Raw genomic sequence first — 24,714 nt, forward strand, 5'->3', positions numbered from 1 at the left:
ATCAAACAATATGACATTATGTCAATAACAAATCAGAACATTCTAAAAGTAAAGATGTAAACAGCCCCTCCTAAAAAATTTTGTTTCAAGAAAAATCTGTATATGCTAGAATGATGAAAAAATCTGGGAAGATTGCCTGTAGTTATGGACGAAATGAAGCTGAACCGGGAGCTTTTTACGTACAGCTAATCATCAACATACATAGAGGAGGATTAACAAGCAGTGAATGTGAATACGAAAGAAGGTATGGATAAACGTCATCTTCGCTCCATTTTGACGAGAGAAAAGCTATTAGAGGCCGCTAAAGAGATATTTCTTCAAGAAGGCTTCCAAAAAGCGACCATTTCCCAAATAATTAAAAAAGCAGAAGTTGGATATGGAACGGCCTACGTCCATTTTGAAGGAAAAGACGATATTTTAATCATTTTAATGGAGGATGTTATGGGGGAATTTTATAAGATTGCCGAAACCCCGTTTGCCCCTGCCTCCAAAGCAGAAGCAGAAGAAATTATCGAAAAACAAGCATACTCTTTTCTAACATTAGCTGAAAAAGAGCGAAAAATGATGCAAGTGTTTGAACAAGCAATCGGAATGTCTCCTATGGCCGCTACTAAATGGAAAGAAATTCGCGAAAAATTTATTCACCGTATTTCTAAAGATATCGCTTATTCTCAACAAAATGGACTGGCGCGCTCCAGCTTAAATAGTGAACTTGTAGCAAGAGGCTGGTTTTTTACAAATGAAATGTATTTATGGGAAATTGTCCGTAATGAACATAAAGCCTCTGTTGAAGAAATTGCTTCCACCATTACGGCTGTTTATACAGCTGGAATATACTTGTAGAATGCATCTGCCGAAACCCCTCGAATGTCATGATATTTGAGGGGTTTTTCCTATCATATCCCCTTCTCTTCGGATGTCTTTTGAAATGATTTTCATCATGTTTTCGTCTTTTTCATATGTACATTTCAGAAAAGTTAGATTATTATATTTATTGAAAGCGTTGTTAATAAAGGGGTTAGCTCTTCATTAGATGTCCTTTCAGAAAATACATTTGTATATTTTAAGATTTTTAAGTATACGAACAAACAACACAAAACAAAAATAACGAATACAGTTACCAAATTGAATGGTCATATGGAGGGGTATGGGATGGCAAGCAATACATTAACGCAGTTTTTGAAAGAAAACTTGGAGGACTTGAAAGCAAAAGGACTTTACAATGTCATTGATCCAGTAGAAGGTGCGAACGGGCCCATCATCAACATTGCTGGAAGAGAATTAATCAATTTGTCTTCTAATAACTATTTAGGATTAGCGACAGATCCAAGGTTAATAGATGCTTGCTTAGAAGCAACGAAAACATACGGCGTCGGAGCTGGAGCTGTGCGGACCATTAATGGAACATTAAATGTTCATGTAAAGTTGGAAGAAAAGCTCGCTGAATTCAAACATACAGAAGCAGCCATTGCTTATCAATCTGGATTCAATTGTAATATGGCGGCCATTTCAGCAGTGATGGATAAGAAGGATGCCATTCTTTCTGACGAATTGAATCATGCCTCCATTATTGACGGCTGCCGTTTATCAAAAGCTACGATTATTCGTTACAACCATTCAGATATGGCGGATTTAAGAGAGAAAGCACGAGCCGCAAAAGAATCTGGATTATATAACAAAATCATGGTTATTACCGATGGTGTCTTTTCAATGGATGGAGATATTGCACTGCTTCCTGACGTTGTCGCCATTGCAGAAGAATTTGATTTAATTACTTATGTCGATGATGCACATGGTTCTGGGGTGTTAGGCAATGGAGCCGGAACGGTCAAACACTTTGGATTGTCTGATAAGGTGGATTTTCAAATTGGAACGTTATCAAAAGCAATTGGCGTTGTTGGTGGTTATGTAGCGGGTAAGAAAGAGTTAATTGATTGGCTTAAAGTAAGAAGCCGGCCGTTTTTATTCTCCACTGCCGTCACACCAGGAGCCGCCGCTTCCTGTATTGCAGCCATTGATATCCTCATGAATAGTTCTCAATTGTTGCAGCAGCTGTGGGACAATGGCGACTATTTAAAAAAGGGCTTAAAAGAGCTCGGATTTGATATCGGAGAAAGCGCAACACCGATTACACCTTGCATCATTGGAGACGAAGCAAAAGCTCAGCAATTCAGTCAACGCTTAAACGAAGAAGGGGTATACGCAAAGGCGATTGTCTTCCCAACTGTGCAAAAAGGAACCGGTCGAGTGCGTAATATGCCGACGGCTGCTCATACGAAAGAAATGCTTGATCGTGCGCTCACTGCTTACGAAAAAGTAGGAAAAGAAATGTCAATCATTTAAGGGATAATGGGAGAGAACAACAAAGGGGGGACGTTTCATGAAGAAAGTTTTAATCACGGGGGCGTTAGGTCAGATTGGCTCCGAGTTGACGATCAAAATGCGAAGCATCTACGGAGATAGCAATATTATTGCAACAGATATTCGCAAAACAGAAGATGAAGTCGTACAATCCGGTCCATTTGAGATTTTAGATGTAACAGATGCAAACGCAATGGGGCAAATAGCGAAAAAGCATGAGATAGATACCATTATTCATTTGGCCGCTTTATTGTCCGCAACAGCTGAACAAAAGCCGCTGTTAGCGTGGCATTTAAATATGGGAGGGTTAATGAATGCACTAGAGACCGCACGGGAATGTCAATGTCAATTTTTCACGCCTAGCTCCATTGGCGCATTCGGTCCGACCACGCCAAAAGATTGGACCCCGCAAGATACCTTTCAACGACCGATTACAATGTATGGAGTAAATAAAGTATCAGGAGAACTGCTATGTGATTACTATCATTATAAATTCGGGGTAGATACGCGAGGACTTCGCTTCCCAGGCTTAATTTCACATGTAACCCCCCCTGGCGGCGGAACGACAGACTATGCTGTAGAAATTTATTATAAAGCTTTAGAACATAAAAAATATACTTCTTATATCGCCAAAGGAACGTACATGGATATGATGTATATGCCTGATGCGCTCAATGCCGTTATTGATTTAATGGAAGCAGACCCTGCCAAACTACACCATCGAAACGCCTTCAATGTGTCTGCTATGACTTTTGCACCTGAAGATATTGCTGCTGAAATTAAAAAGCATATCCCAGAATTTGTTATGCATTATAAAGTGGACCCAATTAGACAGTCCATCGCTGACAGCTGGCCGAACGCCATCGACTCGACTTGTGCCAAACAAGAATGGGGATTTAAAACAGCATACAATTTACAGACGATGACAAAGGATATGCTTGATAAACTTCGAGGCACAACACTTTCAGTTACTGCCTAAATGATAAAAACAATAAAACGCCCGGTTATATCGTTTTCCACATGCTATAACCGGACGTTTCTATTTGATTAATTAGGTTTATGTCACTTGTGAAGAAGCATTGTTAGTACTGTTTTTCTCATCGAAACTCTGTAATATTGAAAACTTGAACAGACTCTTTATAGCCGTTATAATGAATGTCCAAATCATGGAAATAACGGTGAAGTGTCTTCACATTTGCTTTATCTGTTTTATTGTTCTCAATTTCCTGTACTAATTTATTAATGTTCTTGAAATCTTTTGCTAAATCTTCGTTAGCCGGCTTTATAGTGGTCAATGACTTTAGAATGGCAGAAGCGGCGGTCTGTTGCTCTTCCCAATTGAGCGTCTTCACTCTTCCATAGCAAACCGTTTCATTATAAAAATGATGGAAATAAGCAATGAACGCTGCTTCATCCGTCAACTCCTCTAACTCGTGAACAGAATGAAGCAGGTTCGTTGTCACTGTTTCTGGCTGTACAACAGCATTTTTCCCTCCCCACCATGACACAACTCCATAACTAACTGTTACAAACATAAAAATTGCTAAACCGATGATCACTTGTTTAGGTAATGCTTTCTTCAATTTCTCCATTTAAGCCCCCTCTTCTCATTATTTCCATTTTCGTCTTAAAATAATGAGATGTTCTGGATATGGAAACGTCCTCTTTACTTAGCTGAGGACCCATCAAAAGCTTCTGGAATCATCGTAAACCCTTCAATTACCGTGTCTTCCTCTACTTCAATCATAAGGTAACGTTTTCCTTGCAAGTGAACCTGTTTTACGTATTTTAAATCTTGCGGACTAATGGAGATGTTCGCTATTTTTGTATTGATTTTAATGGATTTTGAATTATATTTTGGCACAACACTGCTTGCTTTTAGCTCATAGTTTTCGTCATCGAGCACTCGTTGAAACGCTGTTTCTACCTTTTCAGTATTAACATCTTCTAATCCACTCATTTTTAAAATCCGTTCGACATCTTTGTAGTCTAATTTTGGTGGTTCTTCCTCTTCATTTTCTTCAATCACACGTTGAATTTCTTCATATACATTGGAAAGTGTTGATGTGCTTAATTGATCTCCGGTTACATTTTTAACAATTTCTTCAAAAGCGATTTTATCATCCTTTGCCGTCATTGCCTCTTCACCATTTAGTACATCCTCGATAAACTGATAATCCAACTCATGGGCTTTGCCTGCCGAGTATAGAATGTGGTTCACATCAGCAGCATTATCAGTAAAACATGGGAAAAGAAATCCTCCTACTGGAGCAGTAAGATTGATGATAGGATCTACGACAAAATTATACTTAAATTCCCGCTCAACATAATCAAACAGCAGTTCTTTTTTGGGGTCTTCGGTTTTATTTATACTGCATAAAATAAAAGAATGGGAATACACCGTATCCCGTTCACTCTCTTCTGTGTCTTCGTTTCGGCGCTTCATCGGTTTTAAGTATTCTCCCCGAATAAACGTGACAACAATGTCCATTTCATATTGTCGGTCTTTTAGCATTTTTTCCACAATGAGTAGCATTTGTTCTTTCCAGCCTTCCACATCCTTGCTCAGTAATGCTTGATGCAGAATAAGCTGACTGCTATGCTCAGCATGACGCTGAAACTTTAACTCAAATAATTTTTCATCCAATTGTCCTGCCAGTAATTTTTTAAAGTTATTCATAAATAATTCTTGCTGGTCTTGATCCAGCATTTCAAACGGCTGACTTTGATGATGATAAATTTCACTTGTTTCCTTCATAATATAAACATTGAAAATGTCCGTAATGTTAAGTAAATCATTCTCTCGTTTAAATTGCTTTCGAAGGTTTGCTATATCTTTTTTATTCATCGTTCTTTCCTCTCCTAAGCTGTTTTGATTTTCTATTATGTATATTTTCACTTGCTTTTCCATCTAAAGCAACAATATATATCCAATTTGAAAGGCGTAAAAAGAAGTCTTTTTTCGTTTACTATGGGCATAATAAACGTAATCGCATATAAAGGAAACTTTCATTAATCGGGGTTTCCCTTCATCCCCTGCTTATCTTCTCCAATCACTCAAAGTATTGAAATGGGTGACTTACTGCCCGTTCAGACGGGGTAAAACCGCGGGAGGTTCTCATGCTATTTAAATCACAAAAGCATCGACATGAAGTGAGCTATTTTCAAGATTGGAAAAATAATTTTGAACAAGAATTACATGATTATAAAAGTGATGTTTCCAATGTTCAAGGCGAAGCTACAAAAAAATTGCTCGAAAATGAAATAAATAAACTTCGAGTATTTATCGATATAGCGGATAAACGAATTAATGAATTTAAAAAGTGACTCAAAACATGGAAGTTCATGGTTTGGGTCATCTTTTTTTATGAGTTTCCGTAACAAGTTTGTAACCGAACTGTAATACATGGGTTTTACTGGTGAGGCCAACAATAGTGTTGAACAGCTATTAGGCAAGAAAGGAAAAGAGGTTTGGAAATGAACATGCTGCTGATTCAAAAACGAACATTACTGCTTATCGCCCTTCTTCTCAGCATGGTGAAACTGCCAGCTGTACTTGCTCAAACAGAATTTTCCACTCAATTTAAAGAGAACGAAACCATTGGACATTCAATTGCGGTTGCTGTTTTAACCGAAACATTCACGAACCGTCCAGAAGACGATGCCTTATCGATAGAAACATATACGAAATTGGTGAAAGGTTTTCGCTCATTCCATTCGGCGCCTCACCTTCTTCGTGCAGATGAACAGCATATTGCGGCATTGCGCCGTTTATTCCAGCATGCTAACTCTCTAAAAGGCTGATTCTTATATGTTTGGAAAAAAATGACCCCCAATAGGACTGCCACAATTGCTTACCCCAGTCCTGTTGGGGATCATTCATTTAGTTTGGCCCATGAAGCTTCTTACATTTTCTCTCTCTTTGACTGACAACCATGTTTACAAATATATGCTTTCTTCACGTACAAGCTTGGAAAGATTTTTAAATTTTCTTTTGCCCCGCAAAGATGACATTTTTTCGGCTTACTTGTTAACAGCATGTCTAGCACCTTCTCCTTTGCTTATTTTTTATTAAGCAAGGTCTAAGATGAAAGGTTTTGTATTATAGTAGTTTCTTTTTTTCGTAAGCCATTTCCTTTTTATCCAAACAAAAATTCATTTCTTTTCCTCGAAAAGCAACTTTTTCAACAAAACAAAGAGCCTTCACCGAAAATGGAATACATGTCCTAGTCCCTATAACGAAACGTCCATCTATAAGGATTCTATTGCTTGTTCATGCAAGATAAAAAAAGAACGGCTCCCATAGCCGTTCTTTTATCAACATATTAGGCGATTTTGATAGCTTTCCCGAAAGGAACTCGTGGAACAAAATCATCCGGCACAAGCCAAAATACCTTATAGTCCACTTGGAGTTCTTCATAAAAGTGTCCTGTCACATCTGTAATGTAAAAGAGCGTATCGATGTTTTCCGCTTCTGCCCATTCTAACACTTCCGTATAAGAAGCTTTTCCATGTTTGAAATATTTGATTTCAGCTTTGTCAATCGATGATACATTTCGAATTTTGAAATCAGCTTGAACTAACGTTGCATCTTGTTTCACTTGTTGAAACAGCTTAATAATATTGTTGACAAGTTCTGCATCCTCAGGCGGATTAGACGTGTCAATGGCCAATGCGACCGACTGCTCCTGACGGTCTTTCAATAACGTAAGCAAATTCATTTGCCATTTCATAATGATCCCCCCATCTTGTTAAACAGTCTTTATTTTGCATACATTTCACGAAAAAAATTTAAAGAGACAAAATATAATTTATGTATAAAAACCCTCTTGCTCAAGAACAAAAGGGCTTTAATAATCATTTTTTGAAAATGCCAAATGGCTTTCCAACTGGAAGTACTACTTGTCCAAAATGAACATTTAAAACAGCCGCAGCAGACCCGTAAAATGAGAATAATGCAATTAACAATTCAGCTACAGCAGCTAATAAATGACTAAACTCATACATGATTCCAAACGTACTTAACGACAAACCGATAAATAAGAAATCAATTAGTACAAAAATAATAAATAGAACTTTATGTGTTCCCATTGCTCCAATTGTCATGAAAATGCTGAAAATTAAATATCCGACAAAAGCGAAGCCAAGCTGTTTTGGATCAGCTGCAGCAGCCAATTCTTCTCCAAGAGCACCTGTTTGAATGAGCCATGTCATTCCCACACCAAACCAAAATAAACCGAAAGCACCAAAAGCTGTTGCCCCAAAAGTATTATTATGCTTGGAATCTTGAATAGATGCGATTAATTGAGCGATTCCTCCTAAAAAGATTGCCCATGGTAATACTAGTGAGACGCCTTCTGTAACACCAAGCTTTTGAAACGATGCGACCAATGTGACCATTGCTAATCCAAACAAACCTAATGCTGATGGATCTGCTGTCACGACTTTTACATGTTGTGTATTTTCTGTATTCATGATGAACCTCCCTGATTTTAAACACATACTTGAAAAAGATACAAAAATGAACGGAATGTGTCAATGTTTTTTCCTCTTTTTTTCTTCATTTCTTTTTTGAAAACGTCACCATACTCTCTTTCCTTCAAATTAGTTTTGCCTTGTATCGAATGGTTAAGAAAAGAACGTACAAACTATCGATAGGAAATGATGAAAGGAGTTTTGACATGACCATTCCATTTTTTCAAAAATTGGCTTTTCTTCTGATAGGAATCTGCTACTTACTATTCGGCTCAACAACTGTTTCGTTGGCTCAACAGTCTCTTCCTTCCAACTATGGAGCAAAAGGAGCATTAAGCGATTCCTCTATGACCTTCGATGAAGGATTCACCTATGCTCTTCAAGATGAATATTTAGCGCAAGCACGTTATAATGCCTTCATTAAAAAATTCGGTGCTGTTCGCCCGTTTCCTCAAATACAAGAAGCAGAGAAGCGTCATATTCAAGCGTTAATGCCTTTATTTAAACAATATAATGTTATGCTTCCGGAAAACAATGCGACCAGCTTTATTAAGGTGCCTGAAACAGTAGATGAGGCGCTTGAAGCAGGGATAACGGCTGAAATTGATAACATTGCCATGTATGACAACCTTTTGAAACTACCGGACCTCCCGTCAAATGTTCAAAATGTCTTTTCACGGTTGCGCGATGCATCGAAAAATCATTTAGCTGCCTTCCAAGCAGTTCTTCGATAACACACAAAACGGTGCCCAATAGCCTCTTTATGTTTATGAAGGCCTTTGGACACCGTTTCAACATCTGTTCATTTTCTTGTTTTTATTATACTTGAACGTTTTTTCCTTCTTCTAAAACATGATGCAGAAGATGTGCCAAATGCTGAATTGGTCCATATTCTAATTCCTCTGCTTCATTTCCAAATTGCAAATCATTCAAATATAAGGCAGTGAATTGGTAGAAGTCTTTTAATTCAAAGCTATAGCAAGCACTTGGATCTTCGTTGTCTCCTTCGTAATGGAGCATCAAATAAGAAGCCTGGCCTTGCTCATCTTGCGCGTCAAAAAAAATAAAAAAGCCAACATCTGTATCAAGTTCAAATAACTGTCTTGTTTCTTGTTCAGTTACTTTATTAAAATCCGCTTCCGTTAATTTTTGAACGGTCATCTGCCCGATTCCATCTGCTTGATGGAACTGTACTGTAAAACTTTTCATCTTATCACCTCAACATAAACTTCTTCTCTATCATAAACTATCTGCTGAGGTGAAAACAAATAAGAGGTGGTCTGAAAAAGAAAAAACGATTTCTTTTTAGACAACCTCACATTATTCCTCTCAAATAAGGTGGACGTATTAGCTTCAAGCAGCTTCATATGTTTTATATTCATATTTGTGAAGAAGTGCTTGGGCCTGTAAACGATGTTCATCGGACTGAAAGCTAAGGCGCAATACCCCAAGGAGCCCTTCTCTCGATTCAATAATATGAAGATTCGTAATGCTGATGTCATGTTCTGCCAATAACGTCGTAATACGGGCCACTTCCCCCGGAACATCGACAACATCCACATGCAAATCATAATAAGCCGGAATCGCTCCCTTTGAACGAACCGGAAGCGCATCTCTGTATTCTTTTGCTTCTGAAAAGAACCGAGCAAGCGCTCGTTCATCTTCGTTTAACAGAATGCTTTGGACGTGACGCATTTCCGTAATCCACTCTTCTAAAAAGGTCGTGATGTGGCGACGATTTTGTTTTACAATATCTTTCCACATGTTCGGACTACTAGAAGCAATCCGTGTAATGTCACGAAAACCTCCTGCTGCTAAAAGGCTAATGAAAGGATTGTCAGACGCATGCTTTTTGACGAGCTTCACTAAACCAGAAGCAATGACATGAGGAAAATGGCTGACAATACCTGTTATATAATCATGTTCTTCCGTATCAAGCACTAGAAAATGAGCTTGTGTACCTTTCAGCCATTGCTTCATCTCTTCTACCTTTTCAAAAGATGTAAAAGCGTTCGGAATTAAGACGTAAAACGCATTTTCAAATAAGTGGGCTTTTGCGCTTTCGACACCGGCTTTATGAGATCCCGCCATCGGATGCCCACCAATAAAAGTGACCTTCTCTTTCCAAAGATTATTCGCTTGCGCCATAATTTCGCTCTTCGTACTCCCCACATCAGAAATGATGACATCCTCCCTTAAATGAAAAGAGGCTAGTTCCTTCATTAACTTTAATGTTTCCTCCACCGGTGACGCAAGAAGAATTAAACTAGCTTTCTCTGCTTCTTCTTGTAAACTTGAAGCCATTTCATCGACGACTTGAAGCTCTTTTGCTTTATGCAGTTGCTCTTTATTAATATCATATCCTACGATAATGGCTTTCGTTTCGCGTTTAATCGCCAATGCGATGGACCCGCCAATCAGTCCTGTCCCGATTAGCAATACTCGTTTTGTCACAACTAAACCCCTACCTTTATTTCTTCATCCTCTGTTACGAACGTTTGTAAAATGGAAATCACCGCTGCATTTTGTTCTTTCGTTCCAATTGTAATTCGTACGCCACTTGGAAACGGTCGGACGATGAATCCTTTTTGGATAAGCAGTTCAAACCACTTTTGTGGATCATCTGTGCAAATGAAAATAAAGTTCGTTTCTGACGGATAGTACTTCACACCACTTGCTGTTAGCCACTCTTCATATTGAGCTAGCCCATTTCTGTTTTCCGCTGTACAAAATTGCAAAAATTCTTCATCTTCAAGGGCAGCCACCGCAGCCGCCTGTGCAAAGGTTGATGTGTTAAATGGAAGTCTCACAATGTTGATTTTTTCAATTAAGGATTTATTGCCAATGGCATAACCAATTCGAAATGCCGCTAATCCATATGCCTTAGAAAATGTGCGTAATATTAACAAATTATCAAACTCTTGCAACAAAGGTACGGTTTTTGGGTAGTCTTGTTTACTGACATACTCGTAATACGCTTCATCTACTACAACGATTGTGTTCTTTGGCACCGTTCGTAAAAAGTGAACAAGTTCTTCTTCGTTCACATATGTACCCGTCGGATTATTCGGATTACATATCCAAACGATTTTTGTCCGGAGATTTACGGCATTTGCCATTCGATTAAGATCAAATGTTCCATCAATCAATGGAATTTCTTGAACTTCACACCCTTCAATAATGGCATGGTGCTTATATTGAGGAAAAGTATTAGCAGCGGTGACAATGTTATCTCCTTCACGCAGCATTGCTCTGCTAATGGTTTGAATGACTTCATCCAGACCGCTTCCGAATAAAAGCTGATTTTCTTTCACGCCTAAACGAGCTGCCAGTTTTTCACGCAGTTCATTGGCTGCTCCATCAGGATAAGCTGCACATAGAGAAAAGGAATCTCTCAATGCTTCTTCGACACGTGGCGAACAACCAAATGGATTTTCATTAGATGCCAACTTCGCTACTTGTTCGACACCATATTCTTTTCGGATGTCCTCTGGTGACTTTCCCGGTTTGTACGGCTGCAACATTAAAATTTGGGGCTTCATCTTTATTCCTCACTTTCTTCCATGGTTCATAACTATATAAATTCACTCAAATTTTCATCCCGCATTAACGGGTAGTAAGGCCCCCACTTCCAAATTTGGAGTCATCGGAGAAGTGGAAGTAGGGGATGAAGGAACCCCCCTACCGTTGGAAGTTTCCTTTCTTAAAAGGTTTTTGCGTATGCTTGGTGCGCAGCGATATTTTGCTGAATACGCTCCATTTGGTCTTGCCCGAACTGTTCAATGAGGGCATTGGCTAGCTCCCATGCCACAACCGATTCTGCTACAACCCCAGCTGCTGGTACAGCACAACTATCGGAGCGTTCGATGCTCGCTTGGAATGACTGCTTTGTGTCAATGTCGACACTTTCTAATGGTTTATATAGTGTTGGAATTGGTTTCATTACTCCGCGTACAACAACGGGCATTCCTGTTGTCATTCCACCTTCAAGACCGCCAGCTCGATTCGTTTTTCTCATATACCCTTGTTCTTCACTCCATGTAATCTCATCATGGACGGCGCTCCCGAGTGTTCGAGCCGCTTCAAAGCCCATTCCAATTTCTACTCCTTTGAAAGCATTAATGCTCATCACAGCTCCTGCTAGCTTTGAATCGAGTTTTCGATCGTAGTGGACGTAGCTTCCAACCCCAACGGGCATTCCTTCAGCAATGACCTCGACAATTCCTCCGATCGAATCCCCGTTTTTCTTCGCTTCATCAATAAGCTCCATCATGCGTGGCTCTGCTTCTGAATCAAGACAACGAACAGGTGAGTGTTCCGTTTTCTGCTGAATTTCTTCAATAGGAGGATATGCATCAATATTCGCTCGAATCCCGCCAATTTCCAGGACGTGCCCAGCAATTTGAACACCAAGAGATGAAAGGATTTTTTTTGCTACCGCACCGGCTGCTACGCGAACGGTCGTTTCCCGTGCTGAAGATCGCTCTAATACATTGCGCATATCGCGATGACCGTATTTAATCGCTCCATTTAAATCGGCATGACCAGGACGTGGCTTTGTAATTTGGCGCTTTACTTCTACCGAGGACTTCTCCAACGGTTCTGCTCCCATAATTTTTGTCCAATGCTTGAAATCATCATTTACGACAACGAGTGTAATAGGAGAACCGAGCGTCACCCCATGTCTTACACCGCTCAAAATTTGTACTTCATCTGTTTCGATTTGCATTCTTCTACCGCGCCCGTGTCCTTTTTGACGTCTTGCTAATTCTTCATTAATATCTTTAGCCGTCAGTTCAAGTCCTGCCGGTACTCCTTCGATAATAACGGTAAGTTGCGGTCCGTGTGATTCTCCTGCTGTCAAATATCTCATTGCCCGTTTCCTCCTTCAATATCTCTGTCACTAGTTGAATCAATAGGGATGTCTGAAACCTCACTTGCGACATCCCCGTTTCAAATCGGTTGCTATGTTTAAGGAGTTAAGCCAACTTTCCTTTAAAGGCATTTAACTCATTCATAAATTCGTTAAATTGTGGAATATTCATTTGTTGCGCGGAATCAGACAGCGCAACAGCTGGGTCTGGGTGAACCTCGGCCATCACCGCATCTGCTCCAATTGCAAGAGCTGCTTTGGCTGTTGGCAACAGTAAGTCTCTTCTTCCTGTTGAATGGGTCACGTCTACGATGACTGGTAAATGTGTTTCTTTCTTTAAAATTGGAACAGCGGAAATATCTAATGTGTTTCTTGTTGCTTTTTCATATGTGCGAATGCCGCGTTCACATAGGATAATTTGATCGTTTCCTTGTGCAATGATGTATTCTGCTGCATTAATGAACTCTTCGATTGTAGCAGCAAGACCGCGTTTTAATAAAACTGGTTTATTGATTTTTCCAACTGTTTTAAGTAGTTCGAAATTTTGCATGTTACGTGCGCCAACTTGAATGACATCCACATATTCTAACGCAATTTCTACATCATGTGGTGTAACAATTTCACTGATGATGGACATCCCTACTTCATCCGCCACTTTTCTTAAAATTTGAAGTCCTTCTACCCCGAGACCTTGGAAGTCATATGGAGAAGTACGAGGTTTAAACGCACCGCCGCGCATAAGTGTAAGCCCTTGTTCTTTCATAGCTATTGCGACCTCTTTTACTTGTTCGTAGCTCTCTACTGCACATGGCCCCATAATGAAACGTTGCTGTCCGTCTCCAATCGTTTCTCCGTTTATATCAACAATCGTATTTTCAGGGCGAGCTTTTCTAGAAACAAGTAAAGCTTTACGGTGATCATCTTCCTGCAATTCGAGACTTGCTTTAAAAATTTCTTTGAAAATATGTTGAATTGTTGATAATTCAAATGGTCCATCATGATGCTCTGCAATTAAGTCTAGTGCTTCTCTTTCACGCACCGGATCAAATCGATTAACGCCTTGCTTTTTCTTTTGCTGACCAATTTCTTGAGCGATTTCCCCACGCTCGTTTAATAATTTTAAAATCTGTAAATTAATTTGATCAATTTTATTTCGTAATACCGTCAATTCGTTTGTGCTCATTGTTTATTCCTCCTGAATGTTCGTTTTGTCTATTTTTTTATTTCAAATACAATGATTTGTATGTTTTTAAGATTGAACATTATGAATTTTCATTTTACTAAACATCTAGTTCTCCTCCTGCTAAACGTTCCTCACCTCCTTAAAAATAAAAAATCGCCCCTGTCGTAATCATTTTTCAAACGACAGGGACGATTTTTCACCGCGGTACCACCCTCATTGTGAACGCAATTGTTCACCTCTTAATGTTGTTAACGATCATTACGACCGTCTTTCCCTTCATAAAGATCCACTCTTTACTACGAGAAAGAAGCTCCAGGATTGTAATTCATGCTTACCTTTGTACTGATTTGCACCGACCATCAGCTCTCTAAAACAGGGAAGTATAGCACTACTTGTTTCCTTTCGTTGCTTATTGCGTATATGAAATTGTAGGTGGTAATAAAAAAGCCCCTACTGGTTAGCCAGTAGGGACGATGATTATCGCGGTACCACCCTAGTTGTGAACATAATTGTTCACCTCTTAACATTGTTAACGATCATACGACCGTCTTTCCCTTCATAAAGATTCACTCTTTACTACGAAAAAGAAGCTCCAGGATTGTAATTCATGCTTACCTTTGTGCTGATTTGCACCGGCCATCAGCTCTCTAAAACAGGGAGGTACAGCACTACTCGTTTCCTTTCGACGCTGGAATATATATGTAACCAAATTCTGTTAATGTTTGCTTGTTATGATTTGTATTATAAAGTCATTTTTCATAATATGTCAACACTTTTTATTTAAAAAAATTTAATGGTTGATAAAAAAAGAGCTACCGGGCCCTGGTAGCTCTTGCGTTTGTATATTCAAAATATCATTAATTTATCATTAATTCATTCATCAATTCATTTTGCCGCTCAAAACAACGAAAGCCCTACCTCTCTTTCGTCCTCGCGGCTCCGATGACCGCGCCAGTATGAATCAAGCACAGCAAAATGGATATTTCTTTAATTGGAAAGTTTAAAGAATAGCAGAATAACTCATTTCGAGGAATATAAGAAGATACATTACCGAAGCAACCTTATTACTTTACACTTTTTCGAAATGAATTGCAAGCTTTTTTATTAAAAGTACTATATAATTAATCCATTACACCTGTCCGTAAAATATTAGTTTTGACATTTACGTTAAACGACGCTTTTGGAAATTGTTTATGCCACTCTTCTTCCGTTAATGTTACACCGCGAACTTTTGCGTCATAAATGGTGCCAAATCCGATTGGATCGGAGTTGATTTTCTGAAGTTTTTTCATTAAAGCGGTCATTTCTTCTTTTATCTCTCCGCTCAATATATTTTCTAATTGTTTTAAGACTTTCGGATCGCCTACTAAAACAGGCTCAGACATTTCGAGCACCCTTACATCAGCTTTAACTTTTACGTCATAAACTAAAGCTTTTGAATCAGCAAGCTTTATATCGGTCCCGCTACTAATATCGTCAATGGTAATATACACAGTCTCTGCTTTCGTTGGCTTTTCAAACATAGTATCCTTAAATTTTTCTGTTTTGATTTCCAGTTCAATACTGCCATTTTTAAATTTATCTCTAATCATCTTAATGTAGAAGCCTTCCCTTGAGGCAATTGTGCCAACCAATTTATCCGACTGCAGCAATGCAAGCTTTTGAACTTTAACTGATCCTTTCTTTTTTTCAAAATAAGGTACAATCGGGTCTTGTCCAGGGTCATAATATGCCTGCATAAACTCTTGAAAGGTGGATGAAATCAATTGTTCGCCTTTAATATTATGTTCAATCAACTCATACAAATAGCGACCAATATTAGATGTTTTCGGCTTTGTTTTCAAAATACTTTCCGTGCTGTCATCACTGATGGCAACATACACCATCGTCCCAATGGAGGCATCCCTGCTCAGTGAATCAAGAACAGGCATTAATCCTTGTTGGGCGATTTCTCGTCCATATAATATAACACGGAGCTGACCTGATACTACCTTATTGCTCATCTCCAAATTCGTCACTTGGCGTACCCCTTTGCTTGTGTACCCACTGTTTGTAATGACTTGAGTCACATCCTGCTTTGTTGGGTCGAATTGCTGGATAACATATGTTCCCTGCAATTTTTCATCTTCAATGTCATACCCCACCGCTGTAATAAGCCCTAAACGTTCGAGCTGATCCGATTGAACACATCCGCTTAACAAGATGACGAGAAGAAGAACTACCTTTCGCGTTTTCTTTGCAGTCATGACCTGCCCTCCTTTTGCTGGGCTCGCTGTTCATTCCACTTTTTTAGAAGAACGATGAGAAATAAAAGGATAGGGTAAATAAAAACGGTATATAAGCCAACTCTTCCTACTTGATCGATGAGCATATTAATATCTGCTCTACGTTTAAAGAAAAGAGAAACCGCAAATAAAAAAGCGCTCACAATATAAAGAGCCTTTTTTTGTGTAATGCCGAACGTTTTTTTCACTCCCCTTGTTGCCGCCCACATGTATAACAGCAAATTCGGCATGATCATTAACATCCAAACGGGAACAGCAATGTATTCAAATCGTTCCAACATCGGCAAACGAACAATTTTAAACATCGATAATGTAGCCCAAATGGTTTTTTCAAGCTGTGGCCCACTGAAATAACCAATGGCCACCACCGTAACAATTAAGACGATAAAGTTAGTTATTCCAACCCCTGCCATTGCATAAGAGAATGCTTTCTGTTTTTCTTTCACAAACGGATAAACGAAGTAAATAATTTCAAATCCGAGCAAAGTAAACGACGTTTTCAGCGCGCCGTTGTAAAGTTGTTTGGGCGAAGCTTCCATCACAGGCTGTAAGTAATTCCAGTTAGCATAACGTAATGGTTCATATAAAAAAATGAGAAGCCAGATAGTGAGAAAAAACGCAAAAAAGCAAAATCCGACAATTCCTCGAATGCCGCTTAACGTTCCTTTTACCGTCAGCCCCACTAGAAAGAAACTAATCAGCCAAGTCGGCATTGAATCAAACATCCAGCCTTGAATAATTTCGCTATATGCCAAAATAATGGACAACAAAACTGCCGTCATGTAAAGAATAAATAGGACGTTCATAAAAGTCCCAACCCATCGTCCGTATAGCGCCTTGTGTATATCATATAAGTCGTGGTCATCATATTTTTTGAGCGTACTAATTATGAGCCACAATACTAGATGAACAGCTACTCCAGCTATCAAGATGGAAATCCATGCATCCTGCTTCGCCTCTAAATAAATAACCCTTTGAACTCCTGCGATGCCGACACCTGTTTGGATATCCACCATGATAAACATAAGGAAAAACGCATTGAATAACATCGCTTCCTTGACAGTTTCGCCTCGTTTCATAACATCCCTCTATTCATCAATATCTTTTTTCTGTTTCGCTTTCTTTGCAGAAAATCGATTGGAATCTACAGGGCGATTCGTAACAGGTCGCTTAGACAGCATAGATGGGGGGAAGCGAACAATGGAATCTTTCACGTCCTCTACGCGAAATGGATAGAGAGGGGCCAAATAAGGACGACCTAAACTCGTTAATGTTAATAAATGCATCAAAACATAAATCAACCCAACCATTATGCCAATTCCCCCATACATTCCTGCAAGAATAATTAACGGGAAACGAATAATCCGGACGACCGTCCCCATCATATAGCTGGGAGCTGTAAACGTTCCTAGCGAACTAATGGCGACAATAATAATTAAAATATTACTTGTAAATCCTGCTTCTACGGCTGCCTGTCCAATTACAATTCCTCCTACAATCCCCATCGTTTGTCCGACTTTCGTCGGTAAACGCGCACCCGCTTCGCGTAAAAGTTCCAGCGTGAATTCTAAAATAAGCGCTTCAATAACTGGCGGAAACGGGACGTTAGCTCGCGATTGTCCTAATGAAACTAATAATGTCGATGGAATCACTTCGTAATTGTATGTCAACGCCGCAACATAGGCTGGTGTAAACATGATGGACATAAAAATGGCCGCAAATCGAATTACCCGAATGAAGGTACTTAAATTCCAACGCATGTAAACGTCTTCTGTCGCCTCAAAAAAATTAAGAAATGTAGCGGGGCCGATTAAAGCATTTGGACTTCTGTCTACAAGCACCCCAATTTTCCCTTTCATAAGCATATAGGCCACTCGGTCTGGAAGTTCCGTCGATACAAGCTGTGGAAATAGTGACATCGATTGATCATCAAGAAGCTGGTTCAGTACATTCGTATCAATAATATCGTCAATTTCAATTTCTTGAATTCTTTGTCTGAGCGTTTGTACATTCTCTTGATCAGCAATGTCTTTCACATACATAATTCGTACTTCTCTTACATTTCGTTCACCGAGCATAAACTTTTCAGTACAAAGATTTGGATCGTTTATCCGTTTGCGAATTAAACTAACATTCGTCGATAAAGAATCAGAAAACGCGATTTTTGGCCCATATATACTGGATTCCGTTTCTGATTTTTCAATAGCTGTTTGAAGATTTTCTGCAATATTGACAAGAAGACCCTTTTCCATCCCCTCTATATAAATAAACACCGAGCCCTCAATTAAAAAAGACCCTACCTCTTCAAGACGATTACTAAATATGGCACTGCCAATCGGAAGCTGATTGTATAAATCTTCAATGTTTTGGTAGCGTTCGGGCTCTTGTTGAATGATGTCTAAAATATAGTCATTCAATTCCTGCGATGTAATCAAATTCGTTAAATAGAACAGTGCGACACTTTGCCCTTCATGCTGAACAATTCGAGTCGTAAAATCCGGGCTTTCTTGTAAATGCTCTTTCAACCTTTGTTCCCATTGCTCAGTTGACCATCCTTTTTCATTCATACGGTCCATAACTTTTTCATCTTTTTCAATTTTCTTTCCGTTCCTTTTTAGCAGTCTCATATCTTCCACCCATTTAAAACCATCATTTCTAGTAGAGTGCCCTTCTATCCTTTCTTTATGTTAGAAGGAGGACCCTTCCCGAAAAAATATGCTTTTAGCCATTTCAGTTCGGATAAAAAGAAAGAAATCGAGGAAAGCTGAACCCAAACAGATGACTCTAAAAAATGGAAGGAGATTTTTATGAAAAATTGCACTGCTCGATTCAAAGCCACCCTTCTGTCTATCTCACTTTCTCCTCTTCTCTTACTGTATCCCATCAATGTACTTGGGGCAGAATCCCCTTCATTGATAGAACAGCGCCAAGAAAAGGATACGTGGAATTTAACAGATATTTATCGTTCTCAATCTGCTTTTAATCACGATTTACAATATGTTAAAAAGCTTCTCCCGGAATTAAGCACATACGAAGGAACGCTTAAGAATCCAAAAAGTCTTTTACAGCTTTTTCAATTAAATGAGAAAATCGCTCGGAAAATGGAGAAAATGTATTTATATGCTCATTTAATGAAAGATTTGAATATTGAAGATGAACATGCAGCCAACTTATGTGCGATAACGGAACAATTATATGCAGATTACGGAACAGTGGCTTCCTATATAGAACCAGAACTTCTTTCTCTTCCAAATGAAACATTTAAGAAGTTACAAAAAAGTACCTTATTAAAGGACTACACCCTTCAATTGGAGGCTTCTTATAGTCAAAAAGCACATACATTATCTAAAAAGGAAGAAGCGCTTCTCGCTAAGCTGTCGCCCCTTATCGGTGTATCCGAGAAAATTTATGACCACGCATCTGTTGGAGACATTGACTATGAAACAATAAAACGGCCGAACGGCCAAACAGTGGAAGTGAACGAAAGTACATATACATCCGAGTTGGAACACGCAGATCGTGACTATCGAAAACGAGTCTTTCAATCGTTTTTTGAAAGCTATGACCGTTTGAAACATACAGCAGCCGCTTCCTTATTTGGGTCGGTAAAGAGTGATGAATTGCTTGCTGATGCTAGACATTACGATTCTGGACTAGATGCGAGTCTTTCCGGTGATTTCATTCCAAAAAGTGTGTTTAACAACTTGCTTGCCACAGTGAATGATAAACGTTCGTCACTGCATCGATATGTGGAATTGCGTAAAAAAGTATTAAAGCTGGATCAAGTGCACGCTTATGATATGTACGTTCCGCTCGTTGATCCATCCATTGCCGACAGTATGAAATTTCCGCTGGAAAAAGCGAAAGCAACCATTGCTAAAGGGCTTCAACCACTCGGAACAAAGTACGTACAAGGAGTCACCGAAGGATTTCAAAATCGCTGGCTTGATATTTATCCAGCTAAAAAGAAAGCAACAGGTGCCTACAATTGGGGAACATACGATACACATCCATTCGTTTTGCTCAATTATGACGGATCATTGAATGACATGCTCACAATGGCTCACGAAATGGGGCATGCGATGAATTCTGTCTACACAAACGAAAAACAGCCTTATCACTACGCAGGCCAGTCCATCTTCACCGCCGAAGTAGCTTCAACTGCTAATGAACTGATGATGATGGACTATTTGATTAACAAAGCCAAAACAGACGATGAAAAATTGTTTTTAATTAACAAACAAATTGACACGATTCGTGGAACTGTTTATTTTCAAACGATGTACTCAGAGTTCGAGCGAACTATCCATGAAAAAGTTCGCAACGGAGAAAGTCTTACCGCTCAAGGATTAAATAAACTGTGGGCAGACGTTCTTCAAAAATACCACGGTCCGTCTTATCAAGTGGACAACTTATCACGTGTAGGCTGGTCACGTATTTCGCATTTTTATTCGCCGTTTTATGTTTACAAATACGCTACGTCCATGTCAGCAGCTTTCGAGCTTGTGAAGGAAATGCAGGAAGATCGATCAGGCAAAGCGACAAAACGCTATTTGGACTTTTTAGCTGCCGGGACCTCCAATTACCCAATTGAATTGCTGAAAACAGCTGGTGTAGACATGACTTCGACGAAACCAGTGGAACACGTATTAAGCTATTTTGATTCGCTTGTAACAGAAATGGAACAAATCTTAAAAAAACAAGGGAAGATTTAATTTTCAATCAGCACTCTTCTGACATATAAAAAGACCTCTCTGCTTTTTAATCAACGAAGCAGAGAGGTCTTTTTTGAGCAAAAAATGCTTTTAATTATATTTAATCCATTAAATGACCAAAAGACTAGATAGAAAGAGGCACTTCATGGCATAAACAGGCATTTTCTTTACAATTGGGTTTAATGACCTGAGTACCTATACACTTGTTTGAATTTTCTTTCATTTATATTCTTGTAGTGAACACATATTTAAGGAGGTCTTTTATAGTCATGAAAAAATTCATTCGAAAACCGCTTTTATCTCTTATGCTAACGGCTAGTATCAGCATGGGAGGTTCCATTGCTTATGCTGCTCCTCCTGCCTCATCTCCTGCTTCACATGCGTTTGACAATAAGCTGATTAAACATATAAATGTTGACAACATTTATAACCACGTTAACGTGCTCGCTCAATCTCCTCGTGTTGCCGGAACCGAGGATGAAAAGAAGGCAGTTGACTATATCCAACAGCAATTTAAAGCCTACGGATACGAAACTTCCTTACAACCGTTTACTTTTTGGGGATACGAAGATGCTGATGTTTTCACCCTTTCTGTAAATGGAGACGAGTTATCGGATGTTCATACATTTACATACGGTGTGAATGGCGAGGTGGAAGGTGAAGTTATCTATGCAGGTCTTGGAAAGCCAGAAGATGTCGCAAACATAGAGTTGGACGGTAAAATAGCACTTATTAAACGTGGCGAGTTGTCGTTTGCTGAAAAAGTTGTCAATGCTGCTAAAGCGGGGGCAAAAGGGGTGATTATTTTCAATCATTCTCCAGGTGCACTTAACGGTACGTTAGGTGGCCCTGACGAAAACTTTGTTCCTGCTCTAACGCTCACAAAAGAACAAGGTGAAGCGATCATCGCACAATTAAATAACAATCAGCGAGTAACAGCCTCTATTCAAATTGAAGGAGCCGTAACAACGGAAAGCACTTCCTACAATGTAGAAGCGAAGAAAACAGCCAGTCAGAAAAACAAAGATACAAACCAAATCATTATTGTCGGAGCACATCATGACTCTGTCGAAGAAGCTCCAGGGGCAAATGATGATGCATCTGGTACTGCAGTAACGTTAGAACTGGCACGTGTGATGGCGAAGTTGCCGACTGATACTGAGCTGCGATTTGTCACATTTGGTGCGGAAGAAAACGGACTAATTGGCTCATATGAATACGCTGGCTCTTTAACCGAGGATGAACGAGACCGAACAGTCGGGATGTTCCAAATGGACATGGTCGGAAGCAAAGATGCTGGTGAACTCATTATGTATACGATTGATGGTGAACAAAATATAGTGACAGATCTTGGTGCTTCGGCTGGTGCTCGACTAAATGGACAGCCTGTTGCTTACGGACAAGAAGGACGAAGTGACCATGAGCCATTCCACATGGTCGGTATTCCAGCTGCGTTATTTATTCACGCACCGGTGGAACCATGGTACCATTCACCAGAAGATACGATTGATAAAATTAGTAAAGAAAAACTGCAAGACGTAGCCGAAATCGTGGGCTCAGCTGTTTATCAAGCTGCCCGACCAGACACTCCTGCTTTGAAGAAAGCTAAAGTTGCTCCAAAAACGGTAGAATACCCATTTGAAGAAAGGGAGCTTGAATCCTGATTTTCCCTCCCTCTTCACAACGAACGAAAAGTGGCTGACTAAAAAAAGGCAAAAACACCCCTTTTTAGTCAGCCGCCTGAAAAAATTTTCCGTGATAAAGAAGAGACTTATTGGACAGCTCTTTTTACCGTTAATTCATTAACTTTTCATTTCATCGTTTACTCGAATTACTTTGCTTTCAAATGGTTTCATTTCAATATCTTGAAACGTTTTGGCAGTTGCTGTATGGTTCATCAAGAAATAGTAACGCTCGTTCTCGACTGTACGGCAATACACTTCTAATCCTTCTTCGCTCTCAACATGCCAAATACCTTGCTCCTGCACAATAGAAGAAGCAATCTTGTCGAGGATAGTTTCTTCCATCCCACCGCCAATGTAGTATACCGTCCCTTTGCCGTATGAGTTTTTTGTCACGGCTGCCTGTGGATAAAATTCATCGTCATACACATATAGCACTTCCGCCGTTGTCGGTGTTAAGATATCGCGCCACACTTCACATGAAGCCGTACATCCCTCTTGCTTCCCAACCCCTTTGACTGGGACATGTTGCCCTGCAGAAAGGGCTTCAATTTCATGAATTTCAACACCTGTAATGGCTTGGACATAACCTGGAAGTGTCTGTTTAAAATGAATGTTATTATGTTTGTCTTTAATTCCAGTGCGGAATGTGAAAACAATGGTTCCGCCATTTTCTGCAAATTGAGTCAATCGTTGGCCAAGTTCTTCATCAATAATTTGAAGTGCCGGTACTAACAATACTTTATAATTGGAGAAATCTTGTTTAACGGAAATGACATCAAGATGCGTATTCAGCTTATAAAACGGTGTGTATACCCGCATAAGTTCATTTTTAAAATCAAATCCTTCGCTTTGCTGCTGGAAGCGCCATGACCAAACATTGTCATAATCGTACAAGACGGCAATATCTGCTTGAATGTCCGATTGAAGAACATTTTCATACTGGACGATGTCACTGAATACAGACTGCACTTCTTCGTAGCGGCGTCCGTATTTATTATCGTGGCCAACAACGCCGTAGCAATATTGCTCGGCCCCTTTTGTCATCCCGCGCCAACGGAAATACAGCATATCTGTACAACCATGGGCAAATGCTTGATACGACCACATTTTCGCTTGATTCGGGCGCGGCAAGTACCCAATGACATCATGGCCTTGTGCCCCCATCAACTCTTCGACGATCCAATAGTTTTTCCGAAGCAGCCCACGGCTAAAATCATGCGTCATCGCAATTTCTGCCGGCGGAACCGGTTCAGAAAGGCCACCCCACACCGGATAGTTATCATAGGACACAAAATCCATTACTTTAAGATTTTCTTCATGATCAAACCATTTCGAGAAAAATCCACCAGATACATTTGTTGTGACAAGCTGGTGTTCCCCTTTTAACTTGCGAACAATAGCTGTTTGTTCATGCGCATAACGGTTCAGTGAATAGGAACGGAAACGAGCCCAATCAAGCTGTAAAGACGGGTTATGCACCGTAATCGTTTTTGTCGGAATGGGAATTTCGCTGAACGTATTGTATGTCTGCCCCCAAAAAATCGTGCCGTATGCTTCATTTAATTGGTCAATCGTTTCGTATTTTTGTTCCAGAAACAATTGAAACTCGCTGTGACATTGTTCACAATAGCACATATCGCTTCCTTCATGCCCAAACTCATTGTCGATTTGCCAAGCGATAATGGCTTCTTCATCACGATAATGGGTCACAAGCTTTTCTGTAATACGTGCACTATATTCTCGATAAACTTTTGAGTTGTAGCAATATTGACGTCTTCCACCAAATGCACGTGCCACTCCGTTTTCATCTTTTGATAAAATGGACGGATGCTTAGTTGCTAACCATGCAGGAAATGTCGCGGTAGGCGTACCGAACATTACTTTAATGCCTTGCTTTTTCGCCTTTGCAATGACTTCGTCAAAGAAAGAAAAGTCGAATTTTCCTTCTTCGCTCTCCATTAAATGCCACGCAAATTCCCCAATGCGGATAATATTTGATCCAAGTTGTTTAATCCCTTCAAAATCTTGGTCCATCATTTCTTTCGGCCAATGCTCCGGATAATAATCTACTCCTAAGTACATTTGTTCATTCCTCCTGTTTTAATAGCTATGTATGTCTCTCATTTTTCATATAGAA

At 39.5% G+C, this 24,714-nt stretch carries 21 protein-coding genes and 2 other annotated features; of the genes, 8 read left to right on the top strand and 13 right to left on the bottom strand.

The window, feature by feature from the left end; all coding sequences use genetic code 11:
- Window positions 1–228 precede the first annotated feature (228 nt).
- The 3 genes from ACXAEO_RS14290 (at window position 229) to ACXAEO_RS14300 (ending at window position 3,340) form a co-directional block, all read left to right on the top strand.
- Window positions 229–843, top strand: a complete 615-nt coding sequence (locus ACXAEO_RS14290) for a TetR/AcrR family transcriptional regulator (protein ID WP_474884169.1) — start codon at window positions 229–231, stop codon at window positions 841–843.
- A 294-nt stretch (window positions 844–1,137) separates the two neighbouring features.
- A complete protein-coding gene (locus ACXAEO_RS14295; RefSeq protein WP_474882173.1) occupies window positions 1,138–2,343 on the top strand; it encodes a glycine C-acetyltransferase in 1,206 nt (401 codons plus the stop codon).
- Between the two features lie 37 nt (window positions 2,344–2,380).
- Window positions 2,381–3,340 carry an L-threonine 3-dehydrogenase gene (locus tag ACXAEO_RS14300; protein ID WP_474882175.1) on the top strand — a complete coding sequence of 320 codons (960 nt, stop codon included), beginning with the start codon at window positions 2,381–2,383 and terminating at the stop codon, window positions 3,338–3,340.
- A 118-nt stretch (window positions 3,341–3,458) separates the two neighbouring features.
- Here ACXAEO_RS14300 and ACXAEO_RS14305 read toward each other — a convergent pair whose 3' ends face one another.
- Entirely contained in the window at window positions 3,459–3,953 is a 495-nt protein-coding gene (locus ACXAEO_RS14305) for a hypothetical protein (protein ID WP_474882177.1), read from the bottom strand.
- A 74-nt stretch (window positions 3,954–4,027) separates the two neighbouring features.
- Entirely contained in the window at window positions 4,028–5,209 is a 1,182-nt protein-coding gene (locus tag ACXAEO_RS14310) for a DUF4317 domain-containing protein (protein WP_474882179.1), read from the bottom strand.
- A gap of 272 nt (window positions 5,210–5,481) precedes the next feature.
- On the opposite strand from ACXAEO_RS14310, the gene ACXAEO_RS14315 reads away from it, so the two are divergent.
- Both ACXAEO_RS14315 and ACXAEO_RS14320 read left to right on the top strand, forming a co-directional pair.
- Window positions 5,482–5,688, top strand: coding sequence for a hypothetical protein (locus ACXAEO_RS14315; protein WP_474882181.1), 207 nt, complete (start codon window positions 5,482–5,484; stop codon window positions 5,686–5,688).
- Window positions 5,689–5,838: 150 nt separating this feature from the next.
- Entirely contained in the window at window positions 5,839–6,165 is a 327-nt protein-coding gene (locus ACXAEO_RS14320; RefSeq protein WP_474882185.1) for a hypothetical protein, read from the top strand.
- A 521-nt stretch (window positions 6,166–6,686) separates the two neighbouring features.
- Here the strand turns inward: ACXAEO_RS14320 and ACXAEO_RS14325 are convergent.
- On the bottom strand, window positions 6,687–7,094 hold the full coding sequence (locus tag ACXAEO_RS14325) for a VWA-like domain-containing protein (RefSeq protein ID WP_474882187.1): 408 nt from the start codon (window positions 7,092–7,094) through the stop codon (window positions 6,687–6,689).
- 124 nt (window positions 7,095–7,218) lie between these two features.
- Window positions 7,219–7,836, bottom strand: coding sequence for an acetate uptake transporter (locus ACXAEO_RS14330; RefSeq protein WP_474882190.1), 618 nt, complete (start codon window positions 7,834–7,836; stop codon window positions 7,219–7,221).
- Between the two features lie 206 nt (window positions 7,837–8,042).
- On the opposite strand from ACXAEO_RS14330, the gene ACXAEO_RS14335 reads away from it, so the two are divergent.
- The gene (locus ACXAEO_RS14335; protein WP_474882193.1) at window positions 8,043–8,570 is read left to right on the top strand and encodes a ferritin-like domain-containing protein; all 528 of its coding nucleotides are present in this window, start codon (window positions 8,043–8,045) and stop codon (window positions 8,568–8,570) included.
- An 85-nt stretch (window positions 8,571–8,655) separates the two neighbouring features.
- On the opposite strand, the gene ACXAEO_RS14340 is transcribed toward ACXAEO_RS14335, so the two are convergent.
- From ACXAEO_RS14340 to ACXAEO_RS14375, 8 genes are all read right to left on the bottom strand, one after another.
- On the bottom strand, window positions 8,656–9,045 hold the full coding sequence (locus ACXAEO_RS14340) for a cytosolic protein (RefSeq protein WP_474882195.1): 390 nt from the start codon (window positions 9,043–9,045) through the stop codon (window positions 8,656–8,658).
- Window positions 9,046–9,189: 144 nt separating this feature from the next.
- Window positions 9,190–10,290, bottom strand: coding sequence for a prephenate dehydrogenase (locus ACXAEO_RS14345; RefSeq protein WP_474882198.1), 1,101 nt, complete (start codon window positions 10,288–10,290; stop codon window positions 9,190–9,192).
- Between the two features lie 2 nt (window positions 10,291–10,292).
- On the bottom strand, window positions 10,293–11,384 hold the full coding sequence (hisC, locus tag ACXAEO_RS14350) for a histidinol-phosphate transaminase (protein WP_474884171.1): 1,092 nt from the start codon (window positions 11,382–11,384) through the stop codon (window positions 10,293–10,295).
- Between the two features lie 155 nt (window positions 11,385–11,539).
- Window positions 11,540–12,709 carry a chorismate synthase gene (gene aroC / locus ACXAEO_RS14355; RefSeq protein ID WP_474882200.1) on the bottom strand — a complete coding sequence of 390 codons (1,170 nt, stop codon included), beginning with the start codon at window positions 12,707–12,709 and terminating at the stop codon, window positions 11,540–11,542.
- 106 nt (window positions 12,710–12,815) lie between these two features.
- Window positions 12,816–13,892: a bifunctional 3-deoxy-7-phosphoheptulonate synthase/chorismate mutase gene (locus ACXAEO_RS14360; RefSeq protein WP_474882203.1), complete on the bottom strand. Its 1,077-nt coding sequence runs from the start codon at window positions 13,890–13,892 to the stop codon at window positions 12,816–12,818.
- A gap of 181 nt (window positions 13,893–14,073) precedes the next feature.
- Window positions 14,074–14,307: a binding site (T-box leader), on the bottom strand.
- A 48-nt stretch (window positions 14,308–14,355) separates the two neighbouring features.
- Window positions 14,356–14,587: a binding site (T-box leader), on the bottom strand.
- 426 nt (window positions 14,588–15,013) lie between these two features.
- On the bottom strand, window positions 15,014–16,138 hold the full coding sequence (locus tag ACXAEO_RS14365) for a Ger(x)C family spore germination protein (protein WP_474882205.1): 1,125 nt from the start codon (window positions 16,136–16,138) through the stop codon (window positions 15,014–15,016).
- Window positions 16,135–17,256, bottom strand: coding sequence for a GerAB/ArcD/ProY family transporter (locus ACXAEO_RS14370; RefSeq protein WP_474882207.1), 1,122 nt, complete (start codon window positions 17,254–17,256; stop codon window positions 16,135–16,137). Before ACXAEO_RS14370 ends, ACXAEO_RS14365 begins: the two co-directional genes overlap by 4 nt.
- Before the next feature lie 9 nt (window positions 17,257–17,265).
- Complete coding sequence (locus ACXAEO_RS14375; RefSeq protein WP_474884173.1) at window positions 17,266–18,753, bottom strand: spore germination protein; 1,488 nt, start codon at window positions 18,751–18,753, stop codon at window positions 17,266–17,268.
- Window positions 18,754–18,984: 231 nt separating this feature from the next.
- Between ACXAEO_RS14375 and pepF the strand changes: the two genes are divergently transcribed.
- Together pepF and ACXAEO_RS14385 are read left to right on the top strand one after the other, a co-directional pair.
- Window positions 18,985–20,892 carry an oligoendopeptidase F gene (gene pepF, locus ACXAEO_RS14380; protein ID WP_474882209.1) on the top strand — a complete coding sequence of 636 codons (1,908 nt, stop codon included), beginning with the start codon at window positions 18,985–18,987 and terminating at the stop codon, window positions 20,890–20,892.
- 269 nt (window positions 20,893–21,161) lie between these two features.
- On the top strand, window positions 21,162–22,556 hold the full coding sequence (locus tag ACXAEO_RS14385; protein ID WP_474882212.1) for a M28 family peptidase: 1,395 nt from the start codon (window positions 21,162–21,164) through the stop codon (window positions 22,554–22,556).
- A 138-nt stretch (window positions 22,557–22,694) separates the two neighbouring features.
- Here ACXAEO_RS14385 and ACXAEO_RS14390 read toward each other — a convergent pair whose 3' ends face one another.
- Complete coding sequence (locus ACXAEO_RS14390) at window positions 22,695–24,659, bottom strand: beta-galactosidase (RefSeq protein ID WP_474882215.1); 1,965 nt, start codon at window positions 24,657–24,659, stop codon at window positions 22,695–22,697.
- Window positions 24,660–24,714: the final 55 nt, after the last annotated feature.

This window comes from Bacillus sp. ABA4_010 (assembly GCF_056159105.1).

Coding starts and splice junctions, on each gene's coding strand:
- ACXAEO_RS14295 (WP_474882173.1), top strand. CDS start 1,138: ATGGAGGGGTATGGGATGGCAAGCAATACATTAACGCAGTTTTTGAAA.
- ACXAEO_RS14300 (WP_474882175.1), top strand. CDS start 2,381: ATGAAGAAAGTTTTAATCACGGGGGCGTTAGGTCAGATTGGCTCCGAG.
- ACXAEO_RS14305 (WP_474882177.1), bottom strand. CDS start 3,953: ATGGAGAAATTGAAGAAAGCATTACCTAAACAAGTGATCATCGGTTTA.
- ACXAEO_RS14310 (WP_474882179.1), bottom strand. CDS start 5,209: ATGAATAAAAAAGATATAGCAAACCTTCGAAAGCAATTTAAACGAGAG.
- ACXAEO_RS14315 (WP_474882181.1), top strand. CDS start 5,482: ATGCTATTTAAATCACAAAAGCATCGACATGAAGTGAGCTATTTTCAA.
- ACXAEO_RS14320 (WP_474882185.1), top strand. CDS start 5,839: ATGAACATGCTGCTGATTCAAAAACGAACATTACTGCTTATCGCCCTT.
- ACXAEO_RS14325 (WP_474882187.1), bottom strand. CDS start 7,094: ATGAAATGGCAAATGAATTTGCTTACGTTATTGAAAGACCGTCAGGAG.
- ACXAEO_RS14330 (WP_474882190.1), bottom strand. CDS start 7,836: ATGAATACAGAAAATACACAACATGTAAAAGTCGTGACAGCAGATCCA.
- ACXAEO_RS14335 (WP_474882193.1), top strand. CDS start 8,043: ATGACCATTCCATTTTTTCAAAAATTGGCTTTTCTTCTGATAGGAATC.
- ACXAEO_RS14340 (WP_474882195.1), bottom strand. CDS start 9,045: ATGAAAAGTTTTACAGTACAGTTCCATCAAGCAGATGGAATCGGGCAG.
- aroC (WP_474882200.1), bottom strand. CDS start 12,709: ATGAGATATTTGACAGCAGGAGAATCACACGGACCGCAACTTACCGTT.
- ACXAEO_RS14360 (WP_474882203.1), bottom strand. CDS start 13,892: ATGAGCACAAACGAATTGACGGTATTACGAAATAAAATTGATCAAATT.
- ACXAEO_RS14365 (WP_474882205.1), bottom strand. CDS start 16,138: ATGACTGCAAAGAAAACGCGAAAGGTAGTTCTTCTTCTCGTCATCTTG.
- ACXAEO_RS14370 (WP_474882207.1), bottom strand. CDS start 17,256: ATGAAACGAGGCGAAACTGTCAAGGAAGCGATGTTATTCAATGCGTTT.
- ACXAEO_RS14375 (WP_474884173.1), bottom strand. CDS start 18,753: ATGGACCGTATGAATGAAAAAGGATGGTCAACTGAGCAATGGGAACAA.
- pepF (WP_474882209.1), top strand. CDS start 18,985: ATGAAAAATTGCACTGCTCGATTCAAAGCCACCCTTCTGTCTATCTCA.
- ACXAEO_RS14385 (WP_474882212.1), top strand. CDS start 21,162: ATGAAAAAATTCATTCGAAAACCGCTTTTATCTCTTATGCTAACGGCT.
- ACXAEO_RS14390 (WP_474882215.1), bottom strand. CDS start 24,659: ATGTACTTAGGAGTAGATTATTATCCGGAGCATTGGCCGAAAGAAATG.